At 49.6% G+C, this 16,436-nt stretch carries 15 protein-coding genes and 1 pseudogene; 12 read left to right on the top strand and 4 right to left on the bottom strand.

The window, feature by feature from the left end; genetic code table 11:
* Window positions 1–15: 15 nt before the first annotated feature.
* On the top strand, window positions 16–963 hold the full coding sequence (locus tag OGX67_RS10070; protein ID WP_257651136.1) for a PfkB family carbohydrate kinase: 948 nt from the start codon (window positions 16–18) through the stop codon (window positions 961–963).
* Window positions 964–1,027: 64 nt separating this feature from the next.
* Window positions 1,028–2,287, top strand: a complete 1,260-nt coding sequence (locus OGX67_RS10065) for an MFS transporter (protein WP_257651135.1) — start codon at window positions 1,028–1,030, stop codon at window positions 2,285–2,287.
* A 78-nt stretch (window positions 2,288–2,365) separates the two neighbouring features.
* Here the strand turns inward: OGX67_RS10065 and OGX67_RS10060 are convergent, their stop codons facing one another.
* The 4 genes from OGX67_RS10060 to ycgZ all read right to left on the bottom strand — a co-directional run bounded on the left by OGX67_RS10060 (window position 2,366) and on the right by ycgZ (window position 3,901).
* A complete protein-coding gene (locus tag OGX67_RS10060) occupies window positions 2,366–2,917 on the bottom strand; it encodes a LuxR C-terminal-related transcriptional regulator (RefSeq protein WP_003020846.1) in 552 nt (183 codons plus the stop codon).
* Between the two features lie 132 nt (window positions 2,918–3,049).
* A complete protein-coding gene (locus OGX67_RS10055; protein ID WP_003020849.1) occupies window positions 3,050–3,316 on the bottom strand; it encodes a biofilm development regulator YmgB/AriR family protein in 267 nt (88 codons plus the stop codon).
* A 34-nt stretch (window positions 3,317–3,350) separates the two neighbouring features.
* Window positions 3,351–3,623: a hypothetical protein gene (locus OGX67_RS10050; protein WP_003844030.1), complete on the bottom strand. Its 273-nt coding sequence runs from the start codon at window positions 3,621–3,623 to the stop codon at window positions 3,351–3,353.
* Between the two features lie 41 nt (window positions 3,624–3,664).
* Window positions 3,665–3,901, bottom strand: coding sequence for a regulatory protein YcgZ (ycgZ, locus tag OGX67_RS10045; RefSeq protein ID WP_257651134.1), 237 nt, complete (start codon window positions 3,899–3,901; stop codon window positions 3,665–3,667).
* A 317-nt stretch (window positions 3,902–4,218) separates the two neighbouring features.
* On the opposite strand from ycgZ, the gene OGX67_RS10040 reads away from it, so the two are divergent.
* The 10 genes and pseudogenes from OGX67_RS10040 to dhaM all read left to right on the top strand — a co-directional run bounded on the left by OGX67_RS10040 (window position 4,219) and on the right by dhaM (window position 16,360).
* Window positions 4,219–5,448, top strand: coding sequence for a diguanylate phosphodiesterase (locus OGX67_RS10040; protein WP_103798133.1), 1,230 nt, complete (start codon window positions 4,219–4,221; stop codon window positions 5,446–5,448).
* A 203-nt stretch (window positions 5,449–5,651) separates the two neighbouring features.
* A complete protein-coding gene (locus OGX67_RS10035; RefSeq protein ID WP_049002309.1) occupies window positions 5,652–6,383 on the top strand; it encodes a MerR family transcriptional regulator in 732 nt (243 codons plus the stop codon).
* Window positions 6,384–6,691: 308 nt separating this feature from the next.
* The gene (locus OGX67_RS10030; protein WP_003020867.1) at window positions 6,692–7,222 is read left to right on the top strand and encodes a Csu type fimbrial protein; all 531 of its coding nucleotides are present in this window, start codon (window positions 6,692–6,694) and stop codon (window positions 7,220–7,222) included.
* A 14-nt stretch (window positions 7,223–7,236) separates the two neighbouring features.
* Window positions 7,237–7,960, top strand: a pseudogene (locus tag OGX67_RS10025) (fimbrial biogenesis chaperone).
* A 55-nt stretch (window positions 7,961–8,015) separates the two neighbouring features.
* A complete protein-coding gene (locus OGX67_RS10020; RefSeq protein WP_257651132.1) occupies window positions 8,016–10,301 on the top strand; it encodes a fimbria/pilus outer membrane usher protein in 2,286 nt (761 codons plus the stop codon).
* Between the two features lie 13 nt (window positions 10,302–10,314).
* Complete coding sequence (locus OGX67_RS10015) at window positions 10,315–11,283, top strand: Csu type fimbrial protein (protein WP_286526427.1); 969 nt, start codon at window positions 10,315–10,317, stop codon at window positions 11,281–11,283.
* 321 nt (window positions 11,284–11,604) lie between these two features.
* Complete coding sequence (locus OGX67_RS10010) at window positions 11,605–12,879, top strand: Glu/Leu/Phe/Val family dehydrogenase (RefSeq protein WP_257651131.1); 1,275 nt, start codon at window positions 11,605–11,607, stop codon at window positions 12,877–12,879.
* Between the two features lie 325 nt (window positions 12,880–13,204).
* Window positions 13,205–14,275, top strand: a complete 1,071-nt coding sequence (gene dhaK, locus OGX67_RS10005; RefSeq protein WP_003020880.1) for a dihydroxyacetone kinase subunit DhaK — start codon at window positions 13,205–13,207, stop codon at window positions 14,273–14,275.
* Between the two features lie 11 nt (window positions 14,276–14,286).
* A complete protein-coding gene (gene dhaL, locus OGX67_RS10000) occupies window positions 14,287–14,919 on the top strand; it encodes a dihydroxyacetone kinase subunit DhaL (protein WP_003020881.1) in 633 nt (210 codons plus the stop codon).
* 10 nt (window positions 14,920–14,929) lie between these two features.
* On the top strand, window positions 14,930–16,360 hold the full coding sequence (dhaM, locus tag OGX67_RS09995) for a dihydroxyacetone kinase phosphoryl donor subunit DhaM (RefSeq protein ID WP_257651130.1): 1,431 nt from the start codon (window positions 14,930–14,932) through the stop codon (window positions 16,358–16,360).
* Window positions 16,361–16,436 lie beyond the last annotated feature (76 nt).

Here is a 16,436-nt window from a genome sequence, read left to right as displayed (position 1 = left end):
CTTTGGGGAAAAATAATGACAATCTGGACGCTCGGAGATGCCGTGGTGGATTTGCTACCGCGCGACAATATGCAGTTTGAAGCCTGTGCGGGAGGCGCGCCCTTCAATGTGGCAATCGGCGTCGCCCGCCTCGGCCATGACAGCGGCTTTATCGGCCGTGTGGGCAATGACACTTTTGGCCGCTTTCTGCATCAGACGCTGGTAACAGCGCAGGTGGATACAGGAAGTCTGGAGTTTGATGCACAACAGCACACCAGTACCGTACTGGTTTCACTAGCTCCCAACGGTGAGCGGCAGTTTGAGTTTTTGGTTAATCCGTCTGCCGATCAATTTCTCAGCCCGGCGAGCCTGCCCGACTTTGGTGCCGATATTCTGCACTTCTGCTCGCTGGCGCTGGTCGCCCCTGACTGCCGAGCCACGCTTACCCAGGCGATGGCGGCTATGCGCCAGGCCGGTGGCTCGCTGAGCTTTGACATCAATCTACGTCCGCAGATGTGGAGCAACGAAATGCAGATGTTTGACCTTGTCAGAGAGTTTGCCCGGCAGAGCGACATTCTGAAGATGTCGGAAGAAGAGCTGCTGTGGCTAACACAAACCGACTGTCTCAGTAGCGCCTGCGAATGCCTGGCTGATTTTCCCGCGCGCCTGAAAGTCATAACCCGCGGTGCCGATGGCGCTATCGTTTTCTGGCAGAACAGCAGGCTGACTTTAAGCGGCTATAGCGTCGACAGCATCGATACCACCGGCGCCGGTGACGCCTTTATGGCCGGGCTGCTGGCGGCACTCGCCGGAGAAGGCTGGCCCACATCGACGTCAACGCTACTTCCGCTTATCGAGCAGGCCAGCGCTTGTGGTGCTCTGGCGACCACCCGGCGTGGCGCGCTAAGCGCGTTTCCCGACAGCCAACACCTGAGCAGCTTTATTCAGTCACAACCGTCGCTACGGAGAACGATTACCCCGTAATAAAGCGCACTGTTACGTCTTATCAGAAAGACCTTACAATGACCTGATCTGGATTGGAAAAATCATGAAGATAAATATGCCGTTCAGTAATGATAAATATCGATACTCATCCGGGTATCTGCTCTTTTTCTTTGCCGCCTGGTCGTTGTGGTGGTCTTTTTATGCAATATGGCTAAAAAATAAACTTGGCCTGTCCGGATCGGAGCTGGGAATGCTGTATGCCGTAAACCAGTTTTTCAGCATGCTGTTTATGCTGGGCTACGGTTTTCTGCAGGATAAGCTCGGTACCCGCAAACCCCTTATCTGGATGATGGGGACTGTCATCACGCTCAGCGGTCCGTTCCTGATTTATGTTTATGAACCGCTGCTGGTCTCCAACTTCAAGCTTGGTATGGCGCTGGGAGCCATTTTCTTTGGCCTTGGCTATCTTGCGGGTTGTGGTCTGGTAGAAAGCTTCGTCGAAAAAGTGAGCCGCAAATTCAACTTTGAATTCGGCACCGCCCGCTTGTGGGGATCGCTTGGCTACGCCGCAGGGACTTTTGTTGGCGGTATCTTCTTCAGCATCAACCCACACATTAACTTCTGGTGCGTATCGGTTATGGGGGTGTTATTCCTGTTAATTAACGTGGTGTTCAAAACCAACTCACCCGCCCCATCGTCTGTAAAAACGCGTTCTCCTGAACCCGACGCGCTGACCCGAAAGGATTTTCTCACTATCTTTAAAGATACGCAGTTCTGGTTTTTCGTCATCTTTGTCGTCGGCACCTGGTCGTTCTATAGCATCTACGATCAGCAGATGTTCCCGGTGTTTTACGCCAGCTTATTTGACGATCCCGAACTGGCACCACGCGTATACGGCTACCTCAACTCGGTACAAGTCTTTATGGAGGCCGTCGGTATGGCGCTGGTTCCGTTCCTGATTAACCGCATCGGGCCTAAATCCGCATTGCTGCTGGGTGGAACAATCATGACCTGTCGAATCCTGGGTTCAGCACTGTTCACCGATATATATATTATCTCCTTGATTAAAATGCTCCATGCGCTGGAGGTCCCACTGTTCGTTATTTCAGTGTTTAAATTCAGCGTAGCGAATTTTGATAAGCGCCTGTCGTCAACGATATATCTTATTGGCTTCAATATCGCCAGTTCCATTGGCATCATCGTGCTGTCGCTGCCTGTCGGTAAGTTGTTTGATAAAGTGGGCTATCAGGAAATCTTCCTGATTATGGCGAGTATCGTGGTAATAACACTAATATTTGGCTACTTCTCGCTGAGTAAAAAGCATCATCAGCAGAAGGGTATCAATGAACTGGTGACAGAGTAGCGAAGTTTTATTAATATCGCGACAGGGCCATTAGCCCTGTCGTACCCCCTCAACAGTAAGTACGAACTGTCGATTTACTCAGGCATGTTCCAGCCAGTTGCGGAATATTTGCGCTCGCAGTATTCCCTGAAAATCAATCAGCCCAGAACAACCAAGCTTCTTGATCAGATTCTGCCGGGCCTGGTAAATCGTTTTTAAGTGTAGATTTAACAATGCGGATATCTCAAAAATAGTTCGACCTTCTCCTAACTGCGTTAAAATATATTTATCTCTCGCGGTTAATGAGATATTTGAATCCGATTGATTCTCGTGATTACCACCAGCACGAGTAATATCAACAATAAATTGTTTGATTGAGGCAACTCCGATATCTACTGGTAGTCTGTAAAGCGAAACATCATTAAGATACTGATACAAATGACCATCAATCAGCAATACCAGACGATGCGTTTTCAGATTGTAATTTTGCTTTTTTACCGCCTCAAAGTGATTCGCGGTAAAGAATACAAGTCGCGCCTTGTCATCTTCAAAAACGATATCTGCAAGAATATTCTTTAACCCTTGCCTGATAAAAATATCATCAATCCATAACTCTGCGTTTAGAGTATGTTCCTGAACGATGTTCATCATTATGGCCTCAATGAAAAATCATAATTGATTTAGAGGGGTGCTATGTATAGTCTTAATCCAAAAAATGCTTAGCATAAGGGCTTTCAGCATATAACAAGGGTACTGTACATATTTTGTTAATATGAAGACTTATTAAACGTCGTCAGCTGTGTAGCGCAATACTATTTCCAGGGTTTTTCTGATAACATCTGCCTGGACAACGTCAACCGTTGACTCCAGAGAACCAATCAGGCTTAAAATGATGTTTTTATTATTAACATTATCACCTGCCAGAATTACATTTGTTACCGCCTGCCCCAATACCACAGACTCATCTGCTAATAGCTCACCTGCATTATGGAAGTAACTTGATAAAGCTTTATCCGTCATTACGTTGTGGACATTAATTTCATGGAGCATGGTAACCTCGCTTGTATAGTCTGGAAGATTATCTTTAATGTAATTTAGGGTTTTTGCTGGCACTGAATGCACTCTCATCTCTGGTTTTATCCGGTTTTCTGCTTATTTTCTCCGGATTAATGTTTGTAAAATCATTGATAACGCTGTCAATTAATTGCTTGCGTGTGCCATCTATTTCACTGGCCTGCATAAGTCGCAATTGCTTAATCACTGCAGCTAACGAAACGTCTCTATGCATTCGCAGAATTTCTAGCACAGCCAAACCTGTAATTTCATGTTTCAAGCGTTCACTATCAGTTTTCTTCATAACGCCTTCACTACTTGCCCCTATCATATAAGGGGTTTATTTTATTCAAAGAGCAGGCCAATTAACGCATTGTAATGTTTTTGTTCTTTATCCCCTGATGCTTTTTCAAGACGACACAAAAGCTTAGTGCAAAGTGATTTGCGGTTCAGATTACGTCCATCTTTGAGTATCTCAGTGACGATTTCTCCCAATGTTTCCTGTTGAGTTGGCAGATGCGCCTTCGCAAAGTAACGAGAAATCGCGCTTGCAGTATCAGTGCGAACGTTATGCTGCTGCATGTCATGCTCCTGTATCAAAATGCTGGTGAATATTAAGTTTTATAACAGTAGCAAAGTTGTACCAAAAATGTGTACAACAAGATTAATTTGTTTTTACCAAAATGTGCTAAATAATATAAATCAATTACTTACAATTGTATCGATTGATATAAACATTAGGATCACTGTACAAATCACGTCGTAACATGGTTAAATTTCATCTTAATCAGACCGTTCAATTGTGAAGTTAAAGTTAGAATAATGTATTAAAATCAGGACATAACCTGGGTTGTCTGATACTGTCATATATCTTCCTCTCCCTTATTCCCGGACTGTCCATGCTCACGACCATTATTTACCGCAGCCATCTACGTGATGACGCCCCCATCAAAGCGCTTGAGGATATGGTGACAGCCGCAAATATCAAAAACAGGCGATCTGATGTTACGGGAATCTTACTCTTTAACGGTCACCACTTTTTCCAACTGCTTGAAGGCCCTGAGGAGCAGGTAAAAGAGATTTATTGTTGTATTTGTAACGATCCACGGCACCACAATATCGTTGAGCTGATGTGTGATTACGCTCCTGCGAGAAGATTCGGAAAAGTGGGAATGGAGTTATTTGATCTACAAAAACATGAACGCAATGACGTTCTGCAAGCTGTGCTGAATAAGGGAACATCAAAATTTCAGCTCACCTATGATGACAGGGCGTTACAGTTTTTCCGCACATTTGTCCTTGCGACGGAAAAATCGAGCTATTTTGAAATACCAGCGCCGGATTGCTGGAGTTTTATTGCCGACAACTCTTGTACTCTCCTGGATGAAAACACACTCCCATCCGATATCGATTTCAGCTTTGCTTTTCAACCAATTATCGATCCTATGTCGCAACGCGTCATTGCCCTGGAAGCACTTATTCGTGGTAGAGACGGTGAAACGCCCGCAACTTATTTTGACAACTTAAATCCTGAGGAACTGTATACTGCGGATCTGCAGAGCAAAAAGACTGCTTTTGCAATGGCAAGCGCGCTGGGACTTAACGACAAAATGCTGTCAGTCAATCTGCTCCCCATGACCCTGGTAAACAAACCCAATGCAGTCAGCTTTCTTATAAACGAAATCGCTGCGCACAGGCTGGTGCCTGAACAAATCATTGTAGAGTTTACCGAAAGTGAAGTTATTTCTCGCTTTGATACGTTCGCGCAGGCCGTGAAGTCACTCAAGGCAGCGGGGATCTGTGTGGCGATAGATCATTTTGGGGCTGGTTTTGCCGGGCTTCAGCTTCTGTCTCGTTTTCAACCCGACCGAATTAAGATAAGCCGCGAGCTGATCACGGATGTGCATAAAAGTGGACCGCGGCAGGCTATCATTCAGGCAATTATCAAATGCTGCGCGTCACTGGAAATTATGATTTCCGCAGTCGGCGTTGAAAAACCCGAAGAGTGGATGTGGCTTGAATCCGCGGGCATTGAAATCTTCCAGGGTAACCTTTTTGCACAAGCCTGCCTGAATGGTATTCCGTCTGTTGCATGGCCAGAGAAAAATGATTTCTCAGCGTCAAAATAACTAACGCATTGTTATAAATCAACAATCATCACAACCGCCCTCATGCTGAACATAAAAACTCAGCATTTACTCCTTGTATGATAGTAAAGTAAATCTTAATTTTGCTAGAATCTTATATATGTTTTGTACAATTTGGTGCATGTTGTACAAAGTAGCAGGAACCGCATATCGGTGACGGAGAATCAGGAGTGTTCGGGGGAACTATGGCTTATTACAGCATTGGGGATGTCGCAGAACGTTGCGGGATAAATCCTGTCACCCTTCGGGCATGGCAACGACGTTACGGTTTACTGAAACCTCAACGCAGTGAAGGTGGTCACCGACTCTTTGATGAAGAAGATATTCAGCGTATTGAAGAAATAAAACGTTGGATTAGCAATGGCATACCTGTCGGCAAAGTAAAGGCATTGCTGGAAACCAGTATCCGTCAAGCTGACGACGACTGGAATCAAGTACAAGAAGAGATGATGAGCATTCTTCGCATGGCGCATCCACCGAAGCTGCGAGCCAAAATTACCGCACTCGGTCGCGTTCACCCCGTAGATGCGCTGATTGATCACGTTTATCTTCCCGTACGTCAACGGCTGATACTTGACCATAATACATCCCGCATAATGAACAGCATGCTTGATGGCGCATTGATTGAATATGTTGCAACACTGCTGTCTGAAACACGGCGCAAGTCAGGAAAGGATGCTCTCCTGATGGCCTGGGATGTTGAAGACAGAACCCGTCTGTGGCTCGAAGCCTGGCGTTTATCGCAATCTGGTTGGCATATTGCCGTTCTGGCTGAACCCATTGAATCGCCAAGACCTGAACTTTTCCCTGGGCAAACGCTTTTTGTCTGGACCGGTATCGCGCCAACCCGCAGACAAAATGAACTGCTACAACACTGGAATGAGCAAGGTTATAAGGTCATTTTCCACAGCCCGTAGCCAATACGTAATACGTGTAAGATAAATCATACGACTCTCATTTTTTGGGTGGTTATTTTGAGTACCATCCAAGGAATATGTTGCCCCTATTCTCCTGACTTAACACCCGCCATAGCATAAAAACAAAACAACATACTCACCCGTTGGTATTATTTTTTTGTCGACGACATCACCTTTTTCCTAAGTAAAATTCATTAGATCAACTGGCGTACACCTAATACTTATTCTAGGGTTAAATTATGTCTTCTTGTGCCACATTATTGTTTTTCTAAAGTAATAAATGTGGTTATTTGAAAAAGGTAAAGGATATGGCTCTAGTCTTAGACAAACGCTTAATTCTTTGTTGCTGCGCCTTTTCCATTATCTCTGTGGCAAATGCAGCAACCGTTAACGGAACATTTCAGGTGCTGATGACGATTCAAAAGGCCTGTACCGTGACAGCGGGTTCGGCTTCAAATATCACACTTGGTCCGGTGAATACCACGGCGACAAATACCAGTGCAAGCAACACTATTTCAATTAATTGCTCAAAAACCACGCCCTATTTTATCGGCCTGGCACCGTCGGCTGCCAATGGAGGGACGACGACGGGCTCGGGCGCCATGTCCTCTGTGGCTAACGCTGCCACCAATACCGATAAAGTGCCCTATCAGCTAAATCGCACGTCAGCAACAGGTCCGGTATGGGGAAATACCGCCACCGACACCGCACCTGGGAATGGCGTAGCAGCGACAGGGACCGGCCTGGTGCAAACTTTTACTGTTTATGCCACCGCACCGAGCGCCAACTTCACTCCTGACGACTATGCCGACACGGTAACGGTTAACGTTAACTACTAACTTCAGGAAGCTATATGAGAGTAAAACTGCCTGTTAAGCAGTGCGCCTGCGCATGCCTGCTAGGGATGGTTGCGAGCGCCAACCTTGCCACCGCCAGTGGGCTGCAAATAGCCCCGGTCACGTTAACGTTGCAAGCGACGCAAAATGCCGATGGTATCTGGCTGAGTAACGCGGGTGAAAATGTGCTCAATGCCCAGGTTCGGGTTTTTCGCTGGAGTCAAAGTGCTTATGACAACAAACTTTCCCCCTCTCAGGGGCTGGTGATAAGCCCGCCGATGTTGGCATTAGCCCCTGGAGAACGTCAGTTAATTCGCGTTATTCGCACAAGCCCTCCCTCGGCACATGCCGAAGACGCTTATCGTTTGTCGATAGATGAGTTACCTCCTGCAAAAGTAGAAAAAAATAAGCTTCAGTTTGTGCTGCATTATTCCGTTCCCGTTTTCATTCAACCAACATCAGCGGCACAAACGCAGGCAAAACTGCAATGGAAATTACAACAACTGGATGGCAAAAAATTCATTGAAGTCAGTAATCAGGGAAATGGGCATGCACAGTTATCTGCTGCAACATTTATAAGCCCTGACGGTACTAAAAAAGTCATTACACCCGGACTATTAGGCTACGTTTTACCAGGCTCAACAATAGCGCTGGATAGTCTCCCCGTCGGCCAGTAATAACCATTATGGCGGGAAAATTGAAGTCACAATCAATGGCCAAAAAACAGTACAAGATCTGTAACAGACTCTGGCTTCTGGTGAAATATTGCTTTCTCAATGGAGTATTAATATCGGGAATGGTTTGCGCACAAACGCTGAATAATAACCAGAGTGAGAATGGTGTTATTAATAGCACCTCACAAATTACGGGAGTCGATTTGTATCTCGATGTCACCTTGAATGGGAATCCCGTTGGGCTGGTACATTTTGGCTACGATAATGGAAAGCTTTATGCGGGAGCTGATACCCTGAGTAAAATGGGCTTTCGCTTTGCTCCAGACGCCACTAACGCCGTCTGCCTGAACGATATCCCCCAGCTAACCATTGACTACAACGTTCAGTTGCAAACGCTCTCGCTTACTGCGCCACTTAGTTCACTCGATCTTGCAACCACGCAGCTTAACTCGCCTACCGAAACCACGCCAACGGCAACAACATCACGCGGAGCGCTGCTCAATTATGATATCTATACCCAGCAGGGGGATGAGAGCGCAATCAATACCTTCAGTGAACTTCGCGCCTTCAATGCTGCCGGCGTGCTCAGCACCACCCAGTTGACGCAGTACTCCACTGAGGAATACGCCGATAACAGCTTTGAGCGCCTTGATACCAGCTGGCGTACCTCATTTCCTGATACGATGTTGGCGTTAACCGTTGGCGATACCCTGACAAGCTCACTCATCTGGTCCCGACCTACGCGTATTGGCGGCATTCAGATAGGCACCGATTTTGGTTTACAGCCCTATATGCCAACCACCCCGCTCCCTGCATATCTGGGATCCGCGACGTTGCCATCAAACGTTGAGCTGTACGTGGACGGTGTCAGGTACTACAACGGAGAAGTCCCCGCAGGTAGTTTTCAGATCAACACCATGCCTAACATCAGCGGCGCGGGAACGGGTCAGGTGATGATGACAGACGCGCTGGGCAGAACGAGCGTACAAAATTTCTCGTTCTACAACGATCAGCAACTCCTGCGGGAAGGATTAACCGCCTGGTCGGCAGAATTGGGCACGGTACGCGAAAATTATGGTTATTCCTCTTTTGACTATGCCAGCGCACCGGTATTGAGCGCTACATGGCGTCGCGGGTTTAGCAATACGTTGACCGCCGGGGCTCACGCGGAAACCAGCGATGGACTGATTAACGCAGGCTTCAGTAACGACTGGATCCCGGGAACCCGCAGCGGCACATTTTCGACATCACTTGCCGCAAGTAGCGATTCAGGGCAGAACGGATTTCTGTATAGCTTTGGTTATCGTTGGTCCGGCGAACGGTTTAATTTCAGTACCAGTACCACGGCAACTTCTGGCGATTACCGCGATGTCGCCACCCATTATGGTGAGCCGCCCCCAACGCTTAACAGCAACACGGTCATTGGCTATTCGCTGGAATCTGTCGGAAATGTCAGCCTGAGTTACCTGCAGTTTCGTTATCCACACGAAAATGCGGTGCGCTACGCTAACGCCAGCTGGTTCAAATCCGTTACAGACAACATCTCACTGAATGCCGGATTCAACCAGAACATTGACGATAACCGCGATCGCAGTCTCTATCTGATGGTAACGATTACCACTGATAACAATCTGAGCGCCAGCAGCACGCTACAACGCACCAACGATGAAACCGGCTATCAGCTCAACGCCAGCAAGACGCCGCCTGCCGACGGCGGTTGGGGCTGGAATCTGGCCGCCAGTCAGCAGGCTTCCCGACAAAGTGGCCAGGGAGAAGTAGGATATCTGGGGCGTTATGGTAAAGCGTACGCGGGATTCAGCCGTTTACCAGATAACCATTACGGCTACGCAGGCGCAACCGGATCGCTGGTGACCATGGGAGGCGGCTTGTTTGCAGCAAGGGAAATCAACAATGGTTTTGCCGTCGTCTCAACTGACGGCGTGCCTGATGTTCCAGTCAAACTGCAAAATAACCTGATTGGTCGCAGCGATGACCAGGGACTACTGCTGGTCACGCCGCTCAACAGTTATCAAAAAAACCTGATCAGTATTGACCCGATGGATCTCCCCACCAATATGCGGATCGCACGCGTTGAGACGAATGCCACGCCTGCAGATCGTTCCGGTACTTTGGTTAGTTTTGGCATCACCACCGTACGTGCTGCGCAGGTTATCCTCGTCGACAATCAGGGTAAGCCAATTCCTGAAGGTAGCATGGCTTACGCCATCAACGGAAAAGGACAGTCGTCTGTCGTTGGTTTTGATGGGATGACCTGGTTCGACACACTGGAGCAGCACAACACGCTGCGCGTTGATACGGACACCGGTAGTTGTCGCGTGCAATTTGACTATCCCGTGTCAGCAAAGGGGATTATGCAAATAGGCCCACTGGTTTGTCGCCCACACTAACAGGAGTACGTTCATGAGGTTAAGACATCTGCTACTCATCGCTGCCGTACTTTTTTGTCCGGCAATTAGCCATGCGGTAACCTGTTCGGTGAGCAATGTTCAACCCATAAATTTAGGTTCGGTCAATCCACTGTCTGCAACAGGCGCAACGTCATCAATGACGTTCAGTTACACCTGCACCAAAGAGCTTGGTGACGCGCTGGCAGGGATCAATCTCTGTTTTAATATTGGCGCCTCGGCCGTCAGCGGCCAGGTGACACCGCGAAATATGTCATTAAGCGGAACGCCTGCCAGTACACTGGCATACCAGCTTTACCAGGACAGCGGGCGCACCAAAGTTTGGGGCAGCCAGTATCAGTCGGGAACCACTTTTCCCATGGTACAGCTTAACCTGCTGAATCTGACTCCAGTGACGGGTTCACTCACGGTATCGGCGCAGATCGTCACACCACAAACCGCAGCCGTCCCCGGAAATTATCAGGATAACTATACGACGGCAACAGCCCTTGTCACTCTCAATCCCGGATTGCTTTTCCCGCCAACAACCTGTGGCGATACCATTGCTGCCAGGCTGCCTTTCACCGTATCGGCGACCGTAAGCAAACAGTGCAATATCACCTCTGCAACCGATATTAGCTTTGCGCCAGCCAGGGCGACCGGGCGTAACCTTACGGCTTCAAATACCGTGGGCGTAGCATGTTCCAATAACACGCCTTACACCATCGGGCTTCAGCCCTCCAACGGTAATACGGCAGGCAGCGGCGTGATGGCGGGCACGGGGTCAAATACGGATAAAGTCCCCTACCAGCTTAGTTCGACGCCAGGTCCTTCCGGTACGGTCTGGGGCAATACATCACTCAATACCGTCGCGGGCAACGGTACGGGGACAACAACTACCTACCCGGTTTACGCCACCGTCCCCAGCGCGAACTACACGCCAGACAACTATGCCGATACCGCTACCATCGCCGTAACCTACTGACCTCAGCTTAACCGCAATAAAGCAAATACATTTTGTTATCAAATTATTTACTTTTAGAGGTGCGTCATAAATCTAACAAATTACGATTTTTATATATTATGCATATTAAATTACGCACCCTGCAAAACAACCCAAATACAAGCAAAGACAAAGAATAACTATTCAATCGCAAGTTAAAGTCCATACTAATCATGGTGATAATTCGTGCTGGTCGGGCAGGCCCTTCTATGAAAAAAATGTTAAATTTAGGTTTATATGGTGAGATTCACTGTATACCACGGCCAAATTAAGAACATATTACTTTTATAACTAAGGTTTATCATGGATAAGTTATCTTACGCTTCAGATAGCAGCACATCTGCCTGGAATACCTACCTGCAACAAATCGAGCGTGTGGCCCCTTACCTGGGCGAACTTTCCCATTGGGTGGATACCCTGCGCCACCCAAAACGCGCGCTGATTGTCGATATCCCGGTGCAGATGGATGACGGCACTATCCGTCATTTTGAAGGGTATCGCGTGCAACATAACCTCTCCCGCGGGCCGGGCAAAGGCGGTGTGCGTTATCATCCTGATGTTGATCTTAATGAAGTGATGGCCCTGTCCGCTTGGATGACCATCAAATGCGCAGCGTTGAACCTGCCGTACGGCGGTGCCAAAGGTGGAGTGCGCGTCGATCCGTTCTCGCTGTCTGAAGGCGAACTGGAGCGTTTAACTCGTCGTTATACCAGCGAAATCGGTATTATCATTGGGCCGCAGAAAGACATTCCTGCGCCGGATGTAGGTACTAACGGAAAAGTCATGGCCTGGATGATGGATACCTACTCCATGAACCACGGCACCACCGTGACCAGCGTGGTCACCGGTAAACCTATTCACCTTGGCGGTTCATTAGGTCGTGATAAAGCCACCGGTCGCGGCGTTTTCGTCAGCGGTCTGGAAGTCGCGCGCCGTGCCAACATCGAAGTTGAAGGTGCTCGCGTTGCAGTGCAAGGTTTTGGTAACGTCGGCAGCGAAGCCGCCCGACTGTTCGCGGCATCTGGTGCACGCGTGGTCGCGATTCAGGATCACACCGCTACGCTGTTTAACCCCACAGGTATCGACATGACCGCGTTGTCTGCCTGGCAGTTAGAGCACAAACAGATTGCCGGTTTCCCGGGCGCTGAAACCATCGCCAGCGAGGCCTTCTGGAGCCTGGATATGGATATTCTTATTCCGGCCGCGCTCGAGGGTCAGATCACCCGTCACCGTGCGGAAACCTTGACCTGTAAACTGGTACTTGAAGGCGCTAACGGCCCAACCTATCCGGATGCCGACGATGTGCTGGCAAGCCGTGGTATCGTGGTTGTGCCTGATGTGGTCTGTAACGCCGGCGGCGTAACCGTCAGCTACTTCGAATGGGTTCAGGATATGGCAAGCTTCTTCTGGAGTGAAGAAGAGATCAACAATCGCATGGACAAAATCATGACTGATGCGATGGTGCATGTTTGGGAAAAAGCAGCTGAGAAATCCTGCTCCCTGCGTACCGCAGCCTACATCGTTGCCTGCGAACGCATTCTGCTGGCACGAAAAGATCGCGGAATTTATCCGGGCTAACGCCGAAATCGACCATGCCTACAAACCACCTGTTCTGCAGGTGGTTTGTTTTCCATAAAAAATCGTTCAAAAACTTTCCGCACAAATACCGCCCGACCTCTCACTTTCGCTGTTTTATGCACCATGACGTTCCAATACGGAACATTATTATGCTGCTATGTTTCGTATTGAAACGCTCTTCACAGCAATTTTCTTTTGCAAACCCGTGTGCAAAATTACCTTATCGGCAGCGAGCGGTCGCCGTGGCGTTGTACAAACCGATACCCTACATCAGATGGCTGCCCAAATTTGGCAGCCATCCAGGACTGTCTGCGGAGCATAAATAATGAAAAAATTGATCAACCGTGTTGAAGACGTACTGAATGAACAACTCGCCGGACTGGCGAAAGCGTATCCTTCCCTGGCACTGCATCAGGACCCAGTGTATGTCACCCGCGCAGATGCACCGGTGATGGGCAAAGTGGCGCTGCTTTCCGGCGGCGGCAGCGGGCACGAGCCTATGCATTGCGGCTACATTGGTCAGGGCATGCTCTCCGGCGCCTGCCCGGGTGAGATTTTTACCTCCCCCACGCCGGATAAAATGTTCGAATGCGCCATGCAAATTGATGGCGGGGAAGGCGTGCTGCTGATAATCAAAAATTACACCGGCGACATTCTTAATTTCGAAACCGCTACCGAGCTGCTGCACGAAAGCGGCGTCAAGGTCACCACCATGGTGGTGGATGACGATGTGGCGGTGAAAGACAGTTTGTATACCGCCGGACGCCGTGGTGTGGCTAATACCGTATTGATCGAAAAACTGGTCGGCGCGGCCGCCGAACGCGGTGACTCGCTGGAAGCCTGTGCTGCGCTGGGTCGTAAGCTGAATAACCAGGGCCACTCCATTGGCATAGCCATTGGCGCCTGTACCGTTCCGGCAGCCGGACAACCGTCGTTCACGTTACAGGATAACGAGATGGAGTTTGGCGTAGGTATCCACGGGGAACCGGGCATTGACCGCCGCACCTTCACCTCTCTCGATCAGACCGTTGATGAAATGTTCGATACCCTGCTGGAAAACGGTAACTACAGCCGTACGCTCCGCCACTGGGACAACGTCCAGGGCGCGTGGCATGAAGGTAAAGAAAGCAAACGTGCGTTACAAAGTGGCGATCGGGTTATTGCGCTGGTCAATAATCTCGGTGCGACGCCGTTGTCTGAACTCTTCGGCGTGTATAACCGCCTCGAAAGCCGTTGCCAGGATGCAGGCATCGTCATTGAGCGCAACCTGATCGGCTCTTACTGTACCTCTCTGGATATGACCGGCTTCTCCATCACCCTGTTACAGGTGGATGACGAAACGCTGAACTTATGGGATGCACCGGTTCACACCCCTGCTCTCAACTGGGGTAAATAAGGAGATTCATGATGTCCCTCAACAGAACACAGATTGTTAACTGGCTCTATCGCTGCGGTGAAATATTCACCACTGAAAGTGATTTTCTCACCGGACTTGACCGGGAGATCGGCGATGCCGACCACGGTCTGAACATGCATCGTGGTTTCAGCAAAGTCGTTGAAAAGCTGCCGTCCATCGCGGACAAAGACATCGGCTTTATTTTGAAAAACACCGGTATGGTGCTGCTCTCAAGCGTCGGCGGGGCCAGTGGACCGCTGTTTGGCACGTTTTTTATCCGCGCCGCCCAGGTGACTCAGGCTCATCAAAGCCTGACGCTTGAAGAGCTGTATCAAATGATTCGTGATGGCGCAGAAGGTGTGATTAGCCGCGGTAAGGCTGAACCTGGCGATAAAACCATGTGCGATGTCTGGCTGCCGGTAGTGGAGTCTTTACGTCAGTCATGCGAACAGAAGCTGAGCGTCCAGGCGGCTCTGGAAGCGGCAAGCCAACAAGCGGAAGTCGCAGCGCAAAGCACCATCACCATGCAGGCTCGCAAAGGCCGCGCCAGCTATCTAGGTGAGCGCAGCATTGGGCATCAGGATCCCGGCGCAACGTCGGTCATGTTTATGATGCAAATGCTGGCTCAGGCGTCCAGAGAGTAAGGATAAAGCGATGGTAAACCTGGTTATTGTTTCTCACAGCGCCCAACTGGGCGAAGGCGTCGGCGTGCTGGCCCGGCAGATGTTAATGGGTGATGGTTGCAAAATCGCCATTGCCGCAGGCATTGACGATCCTGAGAATCCGATTGGCACCGATCCGATTAAGGTGATGGAAGCCATCGAGTCCGTGGCCGATACGGACCACGTGCTGGTGATGATGGATATCGGTAGTGCATTACTGAGTGCGGAAACCGCGCTGGAACTGCTCGACCCTAACATTGCCGCCAAAGTGCGTTTATGCGCAGCACCACTGGTTGAAGGCACACTAGCCGCGACGGTTAGCGCCGCCGCGGGTGCTGATATCGATCGGGTCATCCGTGATGCCATGAGCGCCCTCGACGCCAAATGTGAACAACTGGGTTTACCTTCGCCATCCGCAGCGAAACCCACATCCGCTGAACTGTCTCCCGACGCTGATGCCCGTTCTGTTGCCATTGTGGTGAAAAACCCTAACGGCATCCACGTCCGCCCGGCTTCGCGGCTGGTTTCTGCGTTGTCTGGTTTTAACGCCGACATGTGGCTGGAGAAAAACGGCAAGTGTGTGGTCCCTGATAGCCTGAATCAAATAGCCCTGCTGCAGGTACGCTGTAATGACACGCTACGCCTGATTGCTAAGGGCGAACAGGCAGAGGATGCGCTGGCCGCATTTAAACAGTTGGCGGCAGAGAATTTTGGTGAATCGCTCGAGCCCGCGCATACTGATAACAAGGCAACTCTGGCTCCCTCAAAAGTCACGGGGACGGCATTTTGTCACACGCCGTTCTCGCCAAAGGTAAACCCGCAGTCCGCCGCATCACTGCAGGCTGAGCAGCAGCGATTACAGACCGCCATCCAAAGTACGCTGAACGATCTGAGCAAACTCACCGCTCTTGCTGAAGAACGATATTCCGCAGATATCGCCGCCATCTTCTCCGGTCACCACACGCTGTTGGACGATCCTGAACTGTTTGAAATGGCCTGCGATGTAATGCGTGAAAAACAATGCAGTGCCGCCTGTGCCTGGCATCAGGTGCTGAGCGATCTCAGCCAGCAGTATTTACAGCTCGATGATCCTTATCTGCAGGCGCGATACATTGATATTGAAGATTTGCTGTCTCGTTCACTGCAACATTTGACGGGAGAGAGCGCACAAATTCCCGCGTTCTTGCGCCCCACTATCCTGGTCGCTGATGTCATTTATCCGTCTACGGTACTGCAACTCGATCCGAAGACCATCAAAGGTATCTGCCTGCGGGACGGCAGCGAAACCTCTCATCCGGCGATTATCGCTCGTGAAATGGGTCTGTGCTGGATGTGTCAGCAAGGCGCTGCTCTCGATAGCATAAAGATGGGCGATACTCTGACCATTGACTGTGTCACACAGCGGATAACCCGCGCAAACTGATACCGAAGCACACCCTTTTCGACAAAGGGTGTGCTTCTTCCCTATTCGCGTCGGGAAATGTCTGTTTGTTCGCAAA

This window comes from Citrobacter sp. Cf118 (assembly GCF_030334095.1).
Lineage (GTDB): Bacteria > Pseudomonadota > Gammaproteobacteria > Enterobacterales > Enterobacteriaceae > Citrobacter > Citrobacter freundii.
The sequence above is the reverse complement of the archived record's forward strand: the minus strand, read 5'-3'. Positions and strand labels throughout refer to the sequence as shown.

Excerpts from the sequence above, each read along its gene's own strand:
- OGX67_RS10070 (WP_257651136.1), top strand. The coding sequence starts at position 16 with ATGACAATCTGGACGCTCGGAGATGCCGTGGTGGATTTGCTACCGCGC.
- OGX67_RS10065 (WP_257651135.1), top strand. The coding sequence starts at position 1,028 with ATGAAGATAAATATGCCGTTCAGTAATGATAAATATCGATACTCATCC.
- OGX67_RS10060 (WP_003020846.1), bottom strand. The coding sequence starts at position 2,917 with ATGATGAACATCGTTCAGGAACATACTCTAAACGCAGAGTTATGGATT.
- OGX67_RS10055 (WP_003020849.1), bottom strand. The coding sequence starts at position 3,316 with ATGCTCCATGAAATTAATGTCCACAACGTAATGACGGATAAAGCTTTA.
- OGX67_RS10050 (WP_003844030.1), bottom strand. The coding sequence starts at position 3,623 with ATGAAGAAAACTGATAGTGAACGCTTGAAACATGAAATTACAGGTTTG.
- ycgZ (WP_257651134.1), bottom strand. The coding sequence starts at position 3,901 with ATGCAGCAGCATAACGTTCGCACTGATACTGCAAGCGCGATTTCTCGT.
- OGX67_RS10040 (WP_103798133.1), top strand. The coding sequence starts at position 4,219 with ATGCTCACGACCATTATTTACCGCAGCCATCTACGTGATGACGCCCCC.
- OGX67_RS10035 (WP_049002309.1), top strand. The coding sequence starts at position 5,652 with ATGGCTTATTACAGCATTGGGGATGTCGCAGAACGTTGCGGGATAAAT.
- OGX67_RS10030 (WP_003020867.1), top strand. The coding sequence starts at position 6,692 with ATGGCTCTAGTCTTAGACAAACGCTTAATTCTTTGTTGCTGCGCCTTT.
- OGX67_RS10020 (WP_257651132.1), top strand. The coding sequence starts at position 8,016 with ATGGTTTGCGCACAAACGCTGAATAATAACCAGAGTGAGAATGGTGTT.
- OGX67_RS10015 (WP_286526427.1), top strand. The coding sequence starts at position 10,315 with ATGAGGTTAAGACATCTGCTACTCATCGCTGCCGTACTTTTTTGTCCG.
- OGX67_RS10010 (WP_257651131.1), top strand. The coding sequence starts at position 11,605 with ATGGATAAGTTATCTTACGCTTCAGATAGCAGCACATCTGCCTGGAAT.
- dhaK (WP_003020880.1), top strand. The coding sequence starts at position 13,205 with ATGAAAAAATTGATCAACCGTGTTGAAGACGTACTGAATGAACAACTC.
- dhaL (WP_003020881.1), top strand. The coding sequence starts at position 14,287 with ATGTCCCTCAACAGAACACAGATTGTTAACTGGCTCTATCGCTGCGGT.
- dhaM (WP_257651130.1), top strand. The coding sequence starts at position 14,930 with ATGGTAAACCTGGTTATTGTTTCTCACAGCGCCCAACTGGGCGAAGGC.